This window comes from Halocatena pleomorpha (assembly GCF_003862495.1).
GTDB classification, from domain to species: domain Archaea; phylum Halobacteriota; class Halobacteria; order Halobacteriales; family Haloarculaceae; genus Halocatena; species Halocatena pleomorpha.
Map to the genome: position 1 here is coordinate 65,588 of NZ_RRCH01000002.1, position 15,612 is coordinate 81,199.

Annotated in this window: 17 protein-coding genes and 1 pseudogene; 6 read left to right on the plus strand and 12 right to left on the minus strand. The window is 53.0% G+C overall.

Annotated elements, in window-relative coordinates; genetic code table 11:
• Positions 1 to 231 precede the first annotated feature (231 nt).
• A complete protein-coding gene (locus tag EIK79_RS00540; RefSeq protein WP_185715454.1) occupies positions 232 to 582 on the minus strand; it encodes a DUF411 domain-containing protein in 351 nt (116 codons plus the stop codon).
• A gap of 2,282 nt (positions 583 to 2,864) precedes the next feature.
• On the opposite strand from EIK79_RS00540, the gene EIK79_RS00550 reads away from it, so the two are divergent.
• Positions 2,865 to 4,190 carry a permease gene (locus tag EIK79_RS00550; RefSeq protein ID WP_124953203.1) on the plus strand — a complete coding sequence of 442 codons (1,326 nt, stop codon included), beginning with the start codon at positions 2,865 to 2,867 and terminating at the stop codon, positions 4,188 to 4,190.
• Between the two features lie 194 nt (positions 4,191 to 4,384).
• On the opposite strand, the gene EIK79_RS00555 is transcribed toward EIK79_RS00550, so the two are convergent.
• Positions 4,385 to 4,582 carry a heavy-metal-associated domain-containing protein gene (locus tag EIK79_RS00555; protein WP_124953204.1) on the minus strand — a complete coding sequence of 66 codons (198 nt, stop codon included), beginning with the start codon at positions 4,580 to 4,582 and terminating at the stop codon, positions 4,385 to 4,387.
• A 128-nt stretch (positions 4,583 to 4,710) separates the two neighbouring features.
• Here EIK79_RS00555 and EIK79_RS00560 point away from each other — a divergent pair, with 128 nt between their 5' ends.
• Positions 4,711 to 5,307, plus strand: a complete 597-nt coding sequence (locus EIK79_RS00560; RefSeq protein ID WP_124953205.1) for an AsnC family transcriptional regulator — start codon at positions 4,711 to 4,713, stop codon at positions 5,305 to 5,307.
• Between the two features lie 102 nt (positions 5,308 to 5,409).
• Positions 5,410 to 8,040, plus strand: coding sequence for a heavy metal translocating P-type ATPase (locus EIK79_RS00565; protein WP_124953206.1), 2,631 nt, complete (start codon positions 5,410 to 5,412; stop codon positions 8,038 to 8,040).
• Between the two features lie 261 nt (positions 8,041 to 8,301).
• Here the strand turns inward: EIK79_RS00565 and EIK79_RS00570 are convergent, their stop codons facing one another.
• Positions 8,302 to 9,057, minus strand: a complete 756-nt coding sequence (locus EIK79_RS00570) for a DUF4396 domain-containing protein (protein WP_124953207.1) — start codon at positions 9,055 to 9,057, stop codon at positions 8,302 to 8,304.
• A gap of 24 nt (positions 9,058 to 9,081) precedes the next feature.
• Positions 9,082 to 9,387 (minus strand): hypothetical protein, encoded by a 306-nt coding sequence (locus tag EIK79_RS00575; RefSeq protein WP_124953208.1) that lies wholly within the window; start codon positions 9,385 to 9,387, stop codon positions 9,082 to 9,084.
• A gap of 94 nt (positions 9,388 to 9,481) precedes the next feature.
• Between EIK79_RS00575 and EIK79_RS18610 the strand changes: the two are divergent.
• The 3 genes and pseudogenes from EIK79_RS18610 (at position 9,482) to EIK79_RS00590 (ending at position 10,845) form a co-directional block, all read left to right on the plus strand.
• Positions 9,482 to 9,835 (plus strand): annotated as a pseudogene (locus tag EIK79_RS18610) (four-helix bundle copper-binding protein).
• 486 nt (positions 9,836 to 10,321) lie between these two features.
• Positions 10,322 to 10,576 (plus strand): ArsR family transcriptional regulator, encoded by a 255-nt coding sequence (locus EIK79_RS00585; RefSeq protein WP_233737818.1) that lies wholly within the window; start codon positions 10,322 to 10,324, stop codon positions 10,574 to 10,576.
• Entirely contained in the window at positions 10,576 to 10,845 is a 270-nt protein-coding gene (locus EIK79_RS00590) for a DUF7521 family protein (protein WP_124953210.1), read from the plus strand. Before EIK79_RS00585 ends, EIK79_RS00590 begins: the two co-directional genes overlap by 1 nt.
• Positions 10,846 to 10,905: 60 nt before the next feature.
• Here the strand turns inward: EIK79_RS00590 and EIK79_RS00595 are convergent, their stop codons facing one another.
• The 8 genes from EIK79_RS00595 to EIK79_RS00615 form a co-directional block, all read right to left on the minus strand.
• Positions 10,906 to 11,259, minus strand: a complete 354-nt coding sequence (locus EIK79_RS00595) for a DUF7475 family protein (protein ID WP_124953211.1) — start codon at positions 11,257 to 11,259, stop codon at positions 10,906 to 10,908.
• 2 nt (positions 11,260 to 11,261) lie between these two features.
• The gene (locus tag EIK79_RS00600) at positions 11,262 to 12,173 is read right to left on the minus strand and encodes a cupredoxin domain-containing protein (RefSeq protein WP_124953212.1); all 912 of its coding nucleotides are present in this window, start codon (positions 12,171 to 12,173) and stop codon (positions 11,262 to 11,264) included.
• Positions 12,174 to 12,341: 168 nt separating this feature from the next.
• Positions 12,342 to 12,476, minus strand: a complete 135-nt coding sequence (locus tag EIK79_RS18875; RefSeq protein WP_267900506.1) for a hypothetical protein — start codon at positions 12,474 to 12,476, stop codon at positions 12,342 to 12,344.
• Between the two features lie 88 nt (positions 12,477 to 12,564).
• Positions 12,565 to 12,810 carry a hypothetical protein gene (locus EIK79_RS00605; protein ID WP_124953213.1) on the minus strand — a complete coding sequence of 82 codons (246 nt, stop codon included), beginning with the start codon at positions 12,808 to 12,810 and terminating at the stop codon, positions 12,565 to 12,567.
• Positions 12,807 to 13,025 carry a hypothetical protein gene (locus tag EIK79_RS17735; RefSeq protein WP_185715457.1) on the minus strand — a complete coding sequence of 73 codons (219 nt, stop codon included), beginning with the start codon at positions 13,023 to 13,025 and terminating at the stop codon, positions 12,807 to 12,809. The genes EIK79_RS00605 and EIK79_RS17735 overlap by 4 nt, the downstream gene beginning before the upstream one ends.
• Positions 13,025 to 13,198 carry a hypothetical protein gene (locus tag EIK79_RS17830; protein WP_185715458.1) on the minus strand — a complete coding sequence of 58 codons (174 nt, stop codon included), beginning with the start codon at positions 13,196 to 13,198 and terminating at the stop codon, positions 13,025 to 13,027. The genes EIK79_RS17735 and EIK79_RS17830 overlap by 1 nt, the downstream gene beginning before the upstream one ends.
• Before the next feature lie 242 nt (positions 13,199 to 13,440).
• A complete protein-coding gene (locus tag EIK79_RS00610; protein WP_124953214.1) occupies positions 13,441 to 14,844 on the minus strand; it encodes a permease in 1,404 nt (467 codons plus the stop codon).
• A gap of 107 nt (positions 14,845 to 14,951) precedes the next feature.
• A complete protein-coding gene (locus tag EIK79_RS00615; RefSeq protein ID WP_124953215.1) occupies positions 14,952 to 15,611 on the minus strand; it encodes an amino acid permease in 660 nt (219 codons plus the stop codon).
• Position 15,612: the final 1 nt, after the last annotated feature.

A 15,612-nucleotide genomic window follows, 5' to 3' on the forward strand; every position in this document is an offset into this window, starting at 1 on the left:
GATCTATAACACTCCTCCTGGTGCAACCGAATCGAGCTCCAATTAGTTCTCAGCCTCAAGCATATCTTGAATCGACAGTAACGTCTGCACGAACCTCTCGCTGTTTACTAAGCCTTAGTCGTAGAGGAGAGTGACGAGAGCGTGTGGTCGATTGATCCGACCGATCAGCCGATTCAATACAACCATCACAATGTCCGTCCATGCGTAGATCAATCCAACAGTACCGTATCATCAAACTCGGATAAATATTTTTGATTTGCCACTATCAATGAAGGAAACTACTGTAAACTTCTCCTGCTTTGTTCCACCCATCCCTACCGAGCCTGCTGGCATTCCAGGAAGTGCGATCCCTTTGATGTCTGGCTGTTCCGTCGCAAGCTTGTTGAGTGCTTCGAATGGTACATGCCCCTCGATCACATATTGTTCTGTGAGGATTGTGTGGCACGAGTGGAGCTTCTGTGGAATTCCTTTCTGCTTTTTAATCTGTAACAAATCTCTGACTGATTTGATGTTGAGAGTTATATCACGTTGAGTCAGAGCATCTGCGTAGTATTGGCAGCAGGTACACGATGGAGTCTTCATCAACGTACTCGTTTCGAGTAGTGGTTTCGCCTCCGTTAAGGAGGGAGACCCTGAATTAGATGCACAGCCAGCAAGGGCTCCAATTGCAGAAATCGATGCGAGTTGGCAAAATCGACGACGAGGCATTGTTGTGCCACGGGATGAGTTAGTCTCAGCTTTCCTTACGGAGTTGTCCATAGCTTGCCGAACGTGCCCCTCCGTTATTGGCGTTTTTATAACTAATATTTCATATGTATGTCATAATGGTATTGAGTCGTATATCTTGATGTTAGTTGATGTGACATTCACGGGAATCACTGGACAACCCGAGGAAGATGAGAAACATTCCAAGCCCGGCGAGTTGGAGCACAGTCCTCTGAAACGGAACTAAGGAATGATGCTTGTTATTCGAAGAGAACGAAGAGACCGGATTCACAACTCTCCCAAGACAAATTCGAACAACGGCAAGAAGAACTCCGCCAATCAGAGTAAAGTCTACCACCCTATGGTAGCACGTTTCGCCACGAGTACTTCGTGGGAGACCAGCTACAAAGATGGCCATTGCACGTCTCCACTATGGTCGCGTGGCAGTGAATCCAGATCATCATGAGGAATAGGGTTTTTATAAGTCCTACTTTCGAAACGAAAACTCTGATATCATCAGTATCAGCAGTTCTTCTGCTGGAATTGGACGCTTTTCTGAGCCTCTATCACTATTCGTAATACGATAGTAAGCAAATTTCATTTGGATCGTGCTCTTTCAAGGGATTACAGCCATACATCTGTAACGACCAAAGCCAGCGACAGATATACGGCTGATATTGCAGAGAGCGTAGCTGCCTACAGTAGGGTTCTACGCAGAATACAATAGACTTCCTCCCATTTATTAATCCAGTAACCCTCACAACACCGATGGATAATTCACCTGATATCCTTCACTGATATGGATCTGTGACCAGTTGAGTCATATTTTGGCTAGCAAATCATCTTCTCAGTGGCGTGAGATCGGGATCGTCTCACTGTCCACAGTAACTGTAAGTCTAAGATCAACAACCTGGCTGTCACTCCCGCTAAGACTAGAGCCCACAAGTTCAATTTTTGGTGGACTCTGCATCAAGAACCAGCTCGTTGAGTTGGTTCATGTGAGTGAGAAGGAACACATGTTAGAGCCAGCGTTTCATCACCACGGCCTCCAAGTGAAACATGATAATCATAGTTTCATTTTACCGTTGAACGTGGTACGGAACTGTAGCACTAAGCAGGGTCCTCCGTATGTCACATCAAATTACTGATAGAGAATTATCTAACCATGGATTCTAAGTATCCGTCGTCTGTTGGAACCAGTTGCTCTGAGCACTGCTAGCGACTTTCAGGTCGTAGTCGTTTGTTTTACCGTTGTATACGTCGATAAGCATCATAAAGCGCCGGAATGCCAAGCGGAAATGCCAAGATACCCCATATGGCCAATCCGCACGTCGTCCACGGCGAGTCTCGGTAGGCAAGAGCGACCGCTCCAATACCGACGATCACAACAGCGTATGCCAGATCATTCCAAAATGGGATATATGACGAACAGTACGCCCAGCACACTAGCGTATACGAGGGTGCGTTCCAGGTTGCAGGGTAGAGCTTCGGCCAGAAAAACCGGCAGTATGTCGTGAACACCATCATGGTTGCTACCGGAACTCCCGTAAGCCACCAACTCGCCGCACATCGAGAGACAGGCCCGTATCGCTGATATGCATATAACAGCAGGAGTGGGAGGGTAAAGACAATCATCCACAATCCGACTGAGTATGTAACTGGCCAGTGTTCGATCCGCGGTTGTGTGTACGACACTCGAAACGATGCTGGCAACGTTGCCCATGGAAACGATGGATCCGGAATAGGGTTAGTCAGGAATGCAATTCCCATCAACACACATCCTGTGAACAGTGCATAAAGACCGTATTCAGAGACACGAGCGATCGGCTGTGGAAGCGGACTGCTGCTGGAATCGAATCGTGCAAAAGAGTGTCGCACGAGTGAAGAGACACTGCTCTTGGGCATACCGTTAGTACAGTGTTTTCACCTATTGCGCTTTTTCTTTGAGAACCAAAATAGGAGCGAGAACGCACTCCCGAACTGAATTTCCCTCGAAGCGCTGTTTCTGAACAGTAAGAGACGGTATCTTCAGAGAAACATACGCAGAAGTGTGACGGACAGCACTTTCGATCACTAATCAACGCGGCGATCAAACGTCCGATCTCCTAGTCACAACCTCAATAAGGATTGGAGGCGTATGTTTCATCCACGGAGGGACTATGGACCGGAAAGAATACGCATTCTTGGTGGTCGTCGCTCTTACAACAATTGGCATCGGCGCAGTGACGACATCGAAACCTCTGGCGCAATTCTTTGTCGAGAGTACCGTTTCAGCCGCCCAGACGACGGTCACGATGGCGTGGATCACGTGGTGGGCGCTTGTCGTCGGCTTCGCTATCGCTGGTGGCGTCGAAGCGTGGACATCAAGCGAAGCGATTTCGGAGTTCTTTGAGGGACACGGCCCGCGTGACATTGGTTATGCGTCCCTGTTTGGATTCGTTTCATCCTCGTGTTCCTATAGCGCTATCGCCACAGCGAAAAACCTCTTCAAGAAAGGTGGCTCCGCAGCGGCAACGCTCGGAGCGTTCATGTTCGCGTCGACAAATCTCGTTATCGAAATCGGTGCAGTCATCTGGATCCTGCTCGGCTGGCAATTCCTCCTCGCCGACTTTGTCGGTGGGTTCATCCTCATTGTGTTGATGGCGCTTGGCTTTGCGTACGTCGTGCCAACTGATCTCATCGAGACGGCCCGACAGAACGTCAACGACGAGAATGAAGGGACCGTTCAGGATCCCGTCTGTGGAATGGACATCGATCCCGAGGAGACGGAGCACTCACTCGAATACAGCGGGCAGACGTATCACTTCTGCTCGCAGAGTTGTCTGGAGAGCTTCGATCCGGAGGAAGCGAACACGAGTATCTATGAGCAAGCCACCTCACTGTCCGGTTGGCAAGCACTCGCTGACAAGCAATGGAAGGAGTGGGGAATGCTCTGGGACGAAATCACCATCGGATTCATCTTCGCCGGTCTCATTGCCGGTTTTATCCCCGAACAGGTGTGGACCTCGGTATTCTCGGGTCCAACGTTTGGTCTGCCCGTGTACGTCATTTGGACGGCTGCTCTCGGTGCAGTCATTGGCGTGATCACATTCGTGTGTTCGGTCGGGAACGTCCCGTTTGCAGCTATCCTGTGGGCGAACGGCCTTCCATTCGGAAGTGTTCTCGCGTACATCTACGCCGACCTCATCGTTCCGCCGATCGTGCAGGGCTACCGCGAGTACTATGGTGATACGTTCGCTGCTGTCCTCTCGGGGATGATTTTCATTGTGGCTGTCCTCACGGGGGTTATCATCCACTTCCTGTTCTTTGGTATCGGCTTGATTCCGCCACGATCATCCGCCATAATCACGGAAATGTCCATCGAACTCGACTACAAGGCCGTGTTGAACATCCTCGCAACGATTGTGTTCGGTGTGCTCTACTATCTCCACCGAACCGAACCAGTGATGGAGGGACACGGTAAAGACGTAGAACCGGCAGACTAAATTCCTGCCTTGAGGCTTCGAGATCCACACTCTATACTTCGCAAACCGTACTTGGCTGACGGTTTCTCTCGTTTTCGTTCGATGTAAGCATTGGTAGAGAAGGTCAACTAACGGTGGAGAAATTCTCTAATGTTCTCTCAATAGCATTTTCTCAATCGATCTCGAGGATCTCTGTCCGTAATAGCTGATCAGGACTATGTGCGGGCGGTATAGCCCGCGTCTTCAACCGCTTGAACGAGGACAGCAATATCGGGTTCTCCCTCAACTGTGGCGGTTTCCGTCTCCCGGTCTGCGTGAGCGTCCGAGACTTCGGCGACGCCACGGAGGGCATCTTCGACGGTTTGTTCGCAGTGGCCACAGCTCATTCCGTTGACGGTAATGGTCATCGTCATACAAGTGATACTACACCTGCCTGTTTTATGTTGGTTTTCACTTCGGTTCTACGGGTGAATAACCGTCAATATGATTCCAAAGCAAATATCCGCAAACACATTTATTCGCCACCCACATTGGACTCTGTATGCGCGATCTCGACGAAACTGACCTCGAAATCCTTGAATTGCTAATGAGCGATGCACGTCGTCCATGGCGTGAGATCGCCGAGATAGTTGATCTCTCCGCACCAGCTGTTTCGGATCGGGTTTCCCGACTTCAGGAAGTGGGTATCATCCAACGGTTTACGCTCGATGTCGATCGATCACAGCTCCATGAGGGTGTTCCCGTTCTCCTGACACTCGAACTAGAATCGGACGAGCGAGGTGATGTTCGTGAGACGCTCCTTGCAGCTGATGCAGTTGAGTATATCTTTACGACCGCAGCAAACGACCTCCTCTGTTATGCACGTGTTGTCGACGGCGATGTCCCGACGTGGCTTTCAGGAACACTCGATATGACAAGCGTGGCCAACTATGATGTGACGCTCCTGACGGGGGTTGAGTGGACGCCCAGCATCGATGGAACTGAGTTCGCGCTAATGTGTGCAGAGTGCGGAAACACGGTGACGAGCGAGGGGATTGCTACTCGAATCGGCGATAACCTCTATCAGTTCTGTTGTCCATCGTGTGAAGCTCGCTTCGAAGCACAATACGAACGGCTGAATGAGGGTGCAACGAGTTAAACGGATTGTCTGGTTTGACTTTTGAATCATAAGTTCATCCGTCCCATAGCCGAGATATCGTAAGGAAAAAGCCATTGAAGAAGGATCCCGTAGATACGAGTGATGCAACCACGAACGGCACAGCTCGATATTCAGGGCATGAGTTGTGCGAACTGTTCCCAGACGATAACGCAGACCGTCGAATCTCTCGATGGGGTGAATGAAGCGAACATTAATTTTGCAACCGATGAAGGGAGGATCGAATACGATCCTGAAGAAACATCGCTCGCAGAGATCTACACAGCGATCGGGGACGCTGGATACAACGCGTTGCGTGCCACGGTGTCGATCGGAATTACCGATATGACGTGTTCGAACTGCGCGGAGACGAACGAAACAGCACTCACGGACGTTTCGGGGGTTATCTCGGCGGAGGTCAACTACGCGATAGACGAGGCAACCGTTGAGTACAACCCTGCGGAGGTTACACGCGAGCAGTTGTACAATGCGATTGAGACCGCTGGCTATTCGCCTGTGCGCGATGAAGGCGGTGATGACTCCGAACAGGACCGTCGTGACGCTGCACGGACTGAGGAGATTCGCCGGCAGCTGCGACTCACCGTGTTCGGTGCGGCACTCTCGCTTCCACTGCTCGCGTTCCTCGTCGAAAAATTCCTGCTCGGTGGCGGGGCGCTTCCGGAGACCATCTTTGGGATGGAGTTTGGCTGGGTTGAATTCCTGCTCGCAACCCCCGTGCAGGTGGTGCTCGGTTGGCCGTTCTACAAAAATTCCTACAAAGCGCTGGTCAAAAACCGGACGGCGAATATGGACGTGTTGATTGCGCTCGGCTCGTCCACCGCCTACCTCTACTCGGTCGCGGTTCTGTTGGGGTTGATCGCAGGCGGGATGTACTTCGACACCGCTGCGTTGATCCTCGTGTTCATCACGCTCGGGAACTATCTCGAAGCCCGTTCGAAAGGACAGGCCAGTGAGGCGCTTCAACAACTCCTCGAAATGGAGGCCGATACGGCGACCATTGTCGACGAAGACGGCACCGAACAGGAAATTCCACTCGACGAGGTTACAGTCGGTGACCGGATGAAAATTCGTCCGGGAGAGAAGATTCCTACGGATGGTGTAGTGGTTGACGGACAGAGTGCGGTCGACGAGTCAATGGTTACGGGGGAATCAGTCCCGGTCGAGAAGAGCGAGGGCGATGAGGTCGTCGGCGCGACAGTTAACCAGAACGGGGTGTTGATCGCTGAAGCGACGAAGGTTGGCGAGGACACCGCCCTCCAGCAGATCGTCCAGACGGTGAAAGAAGCACAGAGCCGCCAACCCGAGATTCAAAACCTCGCCGACCGTATCTCGGCGTACTTCGTCCCGCTAGTGATCGTGAACGCGCTATTGTGGGGACTCGTCTGGTATCTATTCCCCGAAGCACTCGCCGGATTCGTCGGCGCACTCCCGCTGTGGGGACTCGTCGAAGGTGGACCAGCAGTCGCTGGCGGCACTGTCTCAGTCTTCGAATTCGCAGTCGTCGTCTTCGCAAGCGCGGTACTGATCGCCTGTCCGTGTGCGTTGGGACTCGCAACGCCGGCGGCGACGATGGTTGGCACCTCAATCGGGGCAAAAAATGGCGTCCTCTTCAAGGGTGGCGATATCCTCGAACGGGCGAAGGATGTCGATACGGTCGTGTTCGACAAGACCGGCACGCTCACTGAAGGCGAAATGGAACTAACCGATGTCGTTCCCCTCAACGGAACTCGCACCGCTACTGACGGCGGTGGCTCGAAGACGGCGACCGACGGCGGCGCACAGGCGCTCAAAGAGCAGTCCGGAGGAGATAAGGAGCGGGAATTCGACGAGAAGACCGTCCTCCGGATCGCGGCGAGTGCCGAATCTGGGAGCGAGCATCCACTCGCGCAGGCGATCGTTGATGGTGCCACCGAGCGTGGGATTGATGTGACCGATCCCACTCACTTCGAGAACGTCCCAGGACACGGAGTCCGCGCAACGGTCGACGACGGCGAAGTATTCGTCGGTAACCGCAAACTCATGCGCGACAACGACATTGATCCCGCGTCCGCCGAAGATGAGCTGGAACGACTAGAGAACGAGGGAAAGACCGCGATGCTCGTCGCGTTCGAAGGGGAACTGATCGGTCTCGTGGCCGACGCTGACACGGTAAAAGAGAGCGCTAAAGAAGCCGTGGCGGCGCTGCACGGGCGTGGCGTCGAGGTTCATATGATCACCGGCGACAACGAGCGCACGGCGCGCGCAGTTGCCGAGCAAGTCGGGATCGATCCCGAGAATGTCCGTGCAGAAGTCCTCCCCGAGGACAAGGCCGATGGTGTTGACGATATACAGTCAGAAGGCAGGAGAGCGATGATGGTTGGTGACGGCGTCAATGACGCGCCCGCACTCGCGACGGCGTATGTGGGCACAGCGATCGGTTCGGGGACCGACGTCGCGATCGAAGCCGCAGACGTCACCCTGATGCGTGACGATCCACTCGATGTCGTGAAAGCCATTCGTATCTCTGATGGCACGCTCCAGAAGATCACACAGAACCTCTTCTGGGCACTTGGATACAATACAGCGATGATTCCCCTAGCGTCGTTGGGATTGCTCCAGCCAGTGCTCGCGGCAGCGGCAATGGCATTTTCGAGCGTATCGGTGCTCACCAACAGTCTCCTCTTCCGTCGGTACACACCCGATCACGACTACGAACTGCTTGGATTCCTCCGATAACAGCAGTGAGATATTTTCGATCATAACTGCACTCACACAGCAACTAGTTCAGACGTACGTGGATGGATGAGCGAACAGCAAGCCGACTCTCTCAAAACGTCTGAAATCGAAGACGAGATTGGAAGAATCCCTATATCGGTCAGCTCTGAACTTCGATAGTCTCAGGATGTACTGACCGAGATTTCGCTCGAATAATGGCTCGATTGAGACGGGCACGTTCATGCAATATGCGAGTTTTGTTAGAAGAGCTGTAGCCCGCCTTCAACCCATCTCCTTCGGATTCATCATCCCCTCTTTCACTCCAAGGGTGATCAGCCCGGCGTTGACCGGATAGGCGACAATGAACCCAATAGACAGCGAAAACGCCAGCGCCATCCAGAACAGTATACTTCCCATCCCGACAGTCGCTGCCAGCAGCAGGTCCGTACCGATCGCCGCGATCTCCATGATCGTGATGCTCGGTGTCTCGCTGAGGAGCGCGTCTTTGGCGGCCTCTCGGAAGCTTTCGCCTTCTTGCATGAGCGGGCCGATGTTGAGCGCATAGCCAAAGAGGTACGCAAAGCCGAAGGTGATCAGCACTACCCAGAGCGTACTGAGCGCAAGGATTCCCTGTGCGAGCGTGATACCGACGATCTCGCCCGCACCACACCCTGAGTAACAGTGCGAATCCGAACGGAACCCGCGTCGCCAGAACGAATCACGGCTGATCTGTGTCCGGCCTGAATACCAGTAGATTGCGAGTCCGAACGGTCCGGAGTACAGTACGGTGAGCGTCCAGACGAACTTCATCATCGAGGGGAGTACTTGATTACGCTTTCTGATGTCCCACCAGAGGACGCTCACCGACAAAAGCACCAACAGTATCCAGAGTCCAAAAACGATCGGATTCGACAGAATCGGTCTGAGGACTGCCCTGACCGGCGCGAAAGCGTGTTCGAGTTGCAACCCGATGTCAATCAGCCATCTCGGCACGACTGGACTTTGGAACACGTTTATGAGCAGGTATTGGAGTAGCATTGGTCTGAATCGAGTATTCGTCTGTTATGTACTGGAGTAGTGATGATGGTGCGCCACCGGAATGAGGTCCAGCGGGTAGCTGAGTCCACATCTGAAATGTACGGTTGTCAGCACCGACGTCACCAACGTTCCCGTTGTAGCTAGGAAGGCGGAGGTAATGGCATCGACGAGTACGTCGTTCCGGAGCAAGATACTGCTGCTCCCGACAACGAACAAGAGTGCTACCAGCCAGAGACCGAGCCAGCCGTTGATGCTCACGAAGTCCGTGATGAGCGTACCCTCCGTTCTTCCTCCTCCTTCAGGGACGCTCTCTGTGCTGAGTGAACCCATCAGTGTTTTCACTAGACCTGACCGATTGTTGTGTGTCTCCCTTGCGAGTTCAAGCGCAATAATATTGCAAAACCCGAATGATTTTGAAGGTGTAATGGCGCTTGAAGAGATCGATCATCTGACCAGTGAGATGGACCGATGTATAGACAGCTGTCTTGAAGCTGCCCAAGCCTGTGAATAGTGTGCCGATCAGTGCGCCGGGGAAGGCGAGGAGATGACCCGCTGTCTCCGACTCTGTCGGGATGTCGTCGATCTTGCGACGCAGTGTGCACGCTTCTGTTCGCGTGAATCGGCGTTTCACACGCGGACCGCTGAACTGTGTGCTGATGCGTCCGAAGAGTGCGCCGACGAGTGCGCCCAGCACGACATGAATCACTGTCAGGTCTGCGAGGAGTACCTCCGAGAATGTGCTAACGCCTGTCGAGATATGGTCTCGGCTATGGGTTGAACCTCGATAGCTTCCCCAGATGCGACCCAGACAATATCTCTCGATCGCTGTTTGTGTGTGAGTTTGATGGCCGATCGAGACGGAATCGATTACATAGCCGAACCAATCATATATTTTCGTGGGTAGTTTTTAAGTCATATAGTCCCGGCAGGGAAGAAAGATAACAACTACGTCTTCGTTCGATAACGCATAAGTACCAACCCCTGTTATCGTCTCGCCGACTGTGGGATATGAGGAACAGAACGGCCGCATCAGTGTACCACGTAATTATTGCTAGTATCCACTATCAAAGAGACGACGACACACTAAATACACTATGGAGCAGGTATTAATGAGTGAGGTTGCACGTACGGCCATATGCCGGAGAATTTATAGGAAATCGTGAGTGGAGATGGGTCCTCGAACGGAGCGTTGCTCACTCTCCTTGGTGATACGCACGTACAAACCATTTTGTGTACCACAAACCGCCAACCAATGTCTGCCAGTATGCTAACCGAAACATGCGATGCGTCTCGGGCGACGATTTATCGCCGTGTCGACGACCTGCTTGATCATGATCTGCTCACCGAACAACTCAAGATCGATGAGAATGGTAATCATTACACAGTGTACGAGGCAAACCTCGATCACATTGATATTACCCTTGATGGTGGTGACTTTGAGGTCCATGTGACGCGGCATGAGGACGCTGCTGATCGGATCACACGCATCTGGGGCGAAATGCGGGGAGAGGATCGGTAATGCACGTGGGACTCATCATCGCGAAGGTCGTCGTCATCATCCTCGGCGGACTTATCGCCGCGCAGGGGTATCGGGGCTACAGACGCAATAACCGAGCTGAATTGCTCTACGTAGCGTGTGGTTTTACACTCATCAGTATTGGATCGATTCTAGAGGGCGTATTGTACGACATCATGAACTGGCCGCTTTTTACAGCCGGAATGATTCAATCGATCATCGTCGCATTTGGACTGCTCGTCATCCTTTATTCGCTCTTCGCACAGTTTTAAGGGTGGTTCAAGTTGTTGACAACGCTCACCATCTGCGACCGGTCACATATCTCACGTGGATCAAGAGCGATCCGTGATGAGGAGATAGCCACAGAGCAGGATGAATAGGATTTGCACAAATTTGTCCACAAGCCCGAACCGTATGAACGGTTGACCCATCTCAACCCAGAGGAGCAGTTGTATAATCGTGTACGGGATAGCCAACCCATAGAGCCAGCGCCGCTTGACACCAGCTAGAAAGAGTCCACTGCCTGCGAGAAACCCAACACCAGCGAGAATGAGCTTTGGTCCGCCAAACCCAAGCCCGAGATAGAGATGAATGAACCCGGTGATCACAGCAAGCACGATAGCGAACGTGTGACCAAGATTGAGTGTGTCGATGGAAGGAACTGAGCGATCAATAACCTGTGACATCGTTACTCGCCCCCGTGACCGTGCCCGCCTTCTTCCGTCCCATGGCCCTGTTCACTACTATTTTCTGTTTTAGTAGTTGTTTTCGTTTCATGTCCATGGTTGCTGCTAGTATCTGTTTCCGTTCTATTGCCATGTTCGGCACCTCCATCTGTTCCAGATCCATGACCATGTTCGTCATCATTACCATCCGTCCCAGACGTGAGTGCCGTTCTCGTTCGTTTGTTGAGTTCCTCGAGTTTTGCGCTTGCTTTCGATGTCGGCAGGTTCACTGGTGGTGTGAGTCCCGGTTGATCCCTGATGGAGGGATTCCCGACGACGATACTTCCGATCATCCCCAACCCCTCATGCGGAGGGCAGTAGTAATCATAAACCCCTTCGATGTCGAATGTGTGTGAGAAGGACTCGTCGCCCGTAAGTGGGCCACTGCTCCAGGAGGATGCCTCGTTGGGAATGCGGCGTTGCCGATCGTTGCGTGGATGGTAGGCCGCAACGCCATGTCGACCGGATTTGTTTACCCATGTGACGGTCCCACCAACGGCGATGTGGACGATATGCGGCTCGAAGTGGTTTCGATTCTCCATCACAAATGAGACGGGATCTGCCTGCCCAGTAAACGCCTCTGTTATTCCTCCTGTTGTCAGCATCTGGACGGTCGCGTTTTTCGTTGCACGACTAATACCGCCGCCGTGACCGTGACCATCACCATTCTTCTCGGAGTGCTGAGCCCCGGTCGTGTCGTGATCGTTCGAGGATATGTTACCGCCACTTGATGCCGATTCATGGTGCGAATCTCCAGAATTGTGTGTGTTTGACCCTGTGTCTAGCGAGGACAGACAGCCCGCCATGGCAACTGTCGTGCCGGAAGTGGCGAGTGAGATGACCTGTCGGCGTGTGAATCGTCGCGATTCGTTCATTGATGTGTGTCGATCAACCAGCGACCGATAGTAATAACTGAGGGCGTGTTCTCAGGCAGTGAGACCGCCCTGTATAGGCCAAGTTACACCGGAGAATACAGAGAAGCAGATTACCTGTTCTGGAGTATGTCTAATACCCACAAAATAATGAGTATGTGACGTGGTTCTTTAGGCAGTGACACCGAGTTTCTCGAGTTCGTCAGCGGAATACTCAGAACGGAGTTCTTCGATGCTGTGCTCCTCGCGGATCTCCATTCGCTCTTCAGTGGTCAGGTCACCGATGGAGCGGAAGTGATGACACATAGCATCTCGTTACAGAGTAGCAGTACACAAAAGTGCTGTTAGTACAGAGCTCCAAATGGCGTATTACTCCAAAGGTTGTAGTCTCACGTTAGTGCTCGTTCTCAGGCGCTCGTGTCGTGTGGATGTAGACCCACATGATATCTCCCTCCTGAAGCTCGTACAACTGCGGATTGACGTTGTTCCACCGTTGTCTCGTAAGGATGGTCGTCGCGTCACTCGTCTCTCGGAATGTCCCACCATACGCGTTGTTCGCCGTGTGCGTGATCACCGAGGTACCCCCACGTCCACGATACGTAATCCCTGGAAGCGTATTGAGTGCTTCAACGAGCGTCACCGGCTCTCCGCTGCTATACCACGTATATGGGGGGCTATCAGTGCGAATATTAAAGCGATTCGTTCCAATGCGGCTATCTCCGTTTGAAGCGAACGTGAGCCGTTGGTTGTTGATTGCGACGATGAGTTTGCCGGATCGGCAGCTATCGACGACTCGACGCCACCGACCAGCCCGCGATAGAGGAGATAGCCGATACCGACGAGCACGACGAGCATCATTCCACTTCTCCAAATTGGGGAGAAACCACCTGCCATCCCATTGCCCCCCACCAACCCATCATTCCCATCATCGGAGCGATGAATATCATCAGTATCGGAATCAGAACGATCGCACCGATGACGATCAACAAAACCCTCAAAAAGCCATCAGAGACGCGCTCGGTGGCCATGCTAACTCAATATTCCTATTGGACGATGAGAGTGACAAAACCCGTTGCGGAAGTACTTATGGTTCGAAATTCGAATTTGAACCAGTTAGGTTCGAGAAATATCCAATCGACTGTCTTATGACTAATACTCGACGCGTTGCTTCGAGCAGAGTGATACTGTATAACGGTCACTCACAGCACTGTCGTCCGCGCCGTACTGTGCATAGTGGAGCGTACCACAACCACACCGTCGATGACTTTTCTCATTGGTGATCGTGGTTCTGGGTGGTGTCTGTCTCGGTGATTCGGGTGGGGACATGGGCGAACTCGGATGGGTCGTTCTCGAACGTCTGCTTGCAGGTCCTCGAACAGAAGTAATACGTTTCGCCGTCGTGGGTGACGCTCGGATCGTCGTCGTCCGTTCGCATTCCACACACAGGATCACGGAACTGACCCGGCGCGCCGAGTCCACGACGATACACAAAATAGAGAAATCCCGAGAGGGCAAACGCGATCACGTTGAGGTAGAACGTGTAGTTGAGTTCGAAATACGTCTGCTCGGTCGCCGTCTGACCCCCTGCAAGGTTTGGAACGATACCAAGCGCAGCAAACAGTTGCTCCATGAGCAATCCCGTGAAGGCCATCGTCACGAAGAACACACTGAGGATGTAGAGCATCACTTTCCAGCCGTAGTACTTGCGATAAACGTTCAAAACAGGAATCGTGATGAGATCACCGTAGACGAATGCAATGACGCCCGCGAATCCGATACCGCCGTTCCAGAGTGCGACGGCGAATGGGACGTTCCCGATACTGCCGACGAAGCTGATGACCGCAATCGTCACGCCCATGATCGCGTTCTCGGCGCTCACGAACAACCCCTCCCCTTGGAGAAACAGCGCGTTCCAGACCCGCTGTGGCACGAACACGATGACGAACCCAGAGATCAGGAATCCCGCGACGATGTCGCTCCAGATCATCGTCCATTCTTTGCGATACTGATTCCCGAGTTTGTACCAGCCACCCCACGACATCAGTTCCTCTCTCCAGGTACCAGTACTGGCTACCGCTTGCTGATAGGTTTCCATACATCCAGCAGAACAGAACTTCAGCGTCTCACCGCCGTCAGTCACGAGCGAATACTCGTCGGATCCCTCCATGCCACAGGTCGGATCTTCGGTGACACCCTGCTCCTGATCCTCCTGATTGAGCTCGTTTCGAACCTGCTCGAAGAGATTCTCTGGAAGCGTCAGGTGAACGATCAACGCCATCACCGCGATGAGGATGAGTCCACCGAGGAGTTCGGCAACGAGAAACTCCCAGCCCAAGAGGATCAGAATCATCAGCCCGAGTTCGACGATGAGATTCGTCGAGGCAAACATGAACGCAAGGACGTTCACCGTGTGTGCCCCTTTCTTGAACAGGCCTTTGCCGATTGCTACAGCACCGAAGCTACAGCCACTACTCGCGGCACCGAACAGTGTTGCCTTCGTGAGTCCACTCGGATCCGCATCCCCCAGAACCCGTGCCATCCGCTCTTTCGAGACGTAGACCTGGACGAAGCTTGTGATGATGAGTCCTGCAATAATCGCCCACGCAGCTGTCCACAGGAACCCGATGCCGATCCGCAACGACTCGAGAACCCCGTTGACGAGGGCAGATTGCATAGAGAACCTATGACGGCCGTCGGTTTACCAGTTTTTCTTACAAACCAGGGATAGTGGCTAGGCTTGAAAGTCACTCTGGTATGCCCCAGAGTACTTTTCAGACCTGATTACCGGTTTTGTATCCGGAATGGGGATTCGATTAGCCGCCGCTCGGAGTAAAGTATCTCTAGAATGATCGGTGCAAGGAAGATTCCGCCAACGTAATAGAGCATCGACGGCTGGGTTAGGAGGTAGTACCAAAGGATTAATAGGACGGCTAAGACGGTGCCACCGAGACCGATCCCGGGTATCCACGGCGAACGGTCGGTGTCAGGGTCGCGGAGGCAAATGTAGTTTACCGCCCCGAAGATGAGGGCGAATGCGATCGACGCGAACAACGTGATTACCTTGAGTGTTCCAAGTGCGGTAAAGACACCCGTAAGACTAGCGATGACCACCAAGCTCCACGTGGGGATCCCTTTCTTGTTCCGAAACGAAAACAACTGTGGCAGCGCGCCATCGCTCGCTACCTTGTGTGCGAGTCGGGCCGTGCCGAACAGCGTCGCGTTGATCGCTGAAGTGGTCGAAAACAGCGCAGCAAGAGAGACGAGAACAAACGCTCCCTGCTGTATCCGTGGGTCGGCAAAGAGCATCCTCGCCGCGACGGCGAGGACGGTCTCCTTGGACTGAAGTATCTGTTCGGGTGATAATACCGTCGTCGTCACGAACGCGACGAGGACGTAGATCACCGTCGAGATGGCGATCGAGAGGTAGATACCCGTCTCCATG

Bases quoted from the DNA above. Each gene is read 5' to 3' on its own strand.
- EIK79_RS18875 (WP_267900506.1), bottom strand. From the start codon at position 12,476: ATGTGTCATCACTTCCGCTCCATCGGTGACCTGACCACTGAAGAGCGA.
- EIK79_RS00585 (WP_233737818.1), top strand. From the start codon at position 10,322: ATGCTAACCGAAACATGCGATGCGTCTCGGGCGACGATTTATCGCCGT.
- EIK79_RS17735 (WP_185715457.1), bottom strand. From the start codon at position 13,025: ATGCTCGTCGTGCTCGTCGGTATCGGCTATCTCCTCTATCGCGGGCTG.
- EIK79_RS17830 (WP_185715458.1), bottom strand. From the start codon at position 13,198: ATGGCCACCGAGCGCGTCTCTGATGGCTTTTTGAGGGTTTTGTTGATC.
- EIK79_RS00570 (WP_124953207.1), bottom strand. From the start codon at position 9,057: ATGCTACTCCAATACCTGCTCATAAACGTGTTCCAAAGTCCAGTCGTG.
- EIK79_RS00590 (WP_124953210.1), top strand. From the start codon at position 10,576: ATGCACGTGGGACTCATCATCGCGAAGGTCGTCGTCATCATCCTCGGC.
- EIK79_RS00565 (WP_124953206.1), top strand. From the start codon at position 5,410: ATGCAACCACGAACGGCACAGCTCGATATTCAGGGCATGAGTTGTGCG.
- EIK79_RS00615 (WP_124953215.1), bottom strand. From the start codon at position 15,611: ATGGAGACGGGTATCTACCTCTCGATCGCCATCTCGACGGTGATCTAC.
- EIK79_RS00550 (WP_124953203.1), top strand. From the start codon at position 2,865: ATGGACCGGAAAGAATACGCATTCTTGGTGGTCGTCGCTCTTACAACA.
- EIK79_RS00555 (WP_124953204.1), bottom strand. From the start codon at position 4,582: ATGACGATGACCATTACCGTCAACGGAATGAGCTGTGGCCACTGCGAA.
- EIK79_RS00560 (WP_124953205.1), top strand. From the start codon at position 4,711: ATGCGCGATCTCGACGAAACTGACCTCGAAATCCTTGAATTGCTAATG.
- EIK79_RS00575 (WP_124953208.1), bottom strand. From the start codon at position 9,387: ATGGGTTCACTCAGCACAGAGAGCGTCCCTGAAGGAGGAGGAAGAACG.
- EIK79_RS00540 (WP_185715454.1), bottom strand. From the start codon at position 582: ATGAAGACTCCATCGTGTACCTGCTGCCAATACTACGCAGATGCTCTG.
- EIK79_RS00610 (WP_124953214.1), bottom strand. From the start codon at position 14,844: ATGCAATCTGCCCTCGTCAACGGGGTTCTCGAGTCGTTGCGGATCGGC.
- EIK79_RS00595 (WP_124953211.1), bottom strand. From the start codon at position 11,259: ATGTCACAGGTTATTGATCGCTCAGTTCCTTCCATCGACACACTCAAT.
- EIK79_RS00600 (WP_124953212.1), bottom strand. From the start codon at position 12,173: ATGAACGAATCGCGACGATTCACACGCCGACAGGTCATCTCACTCGCC.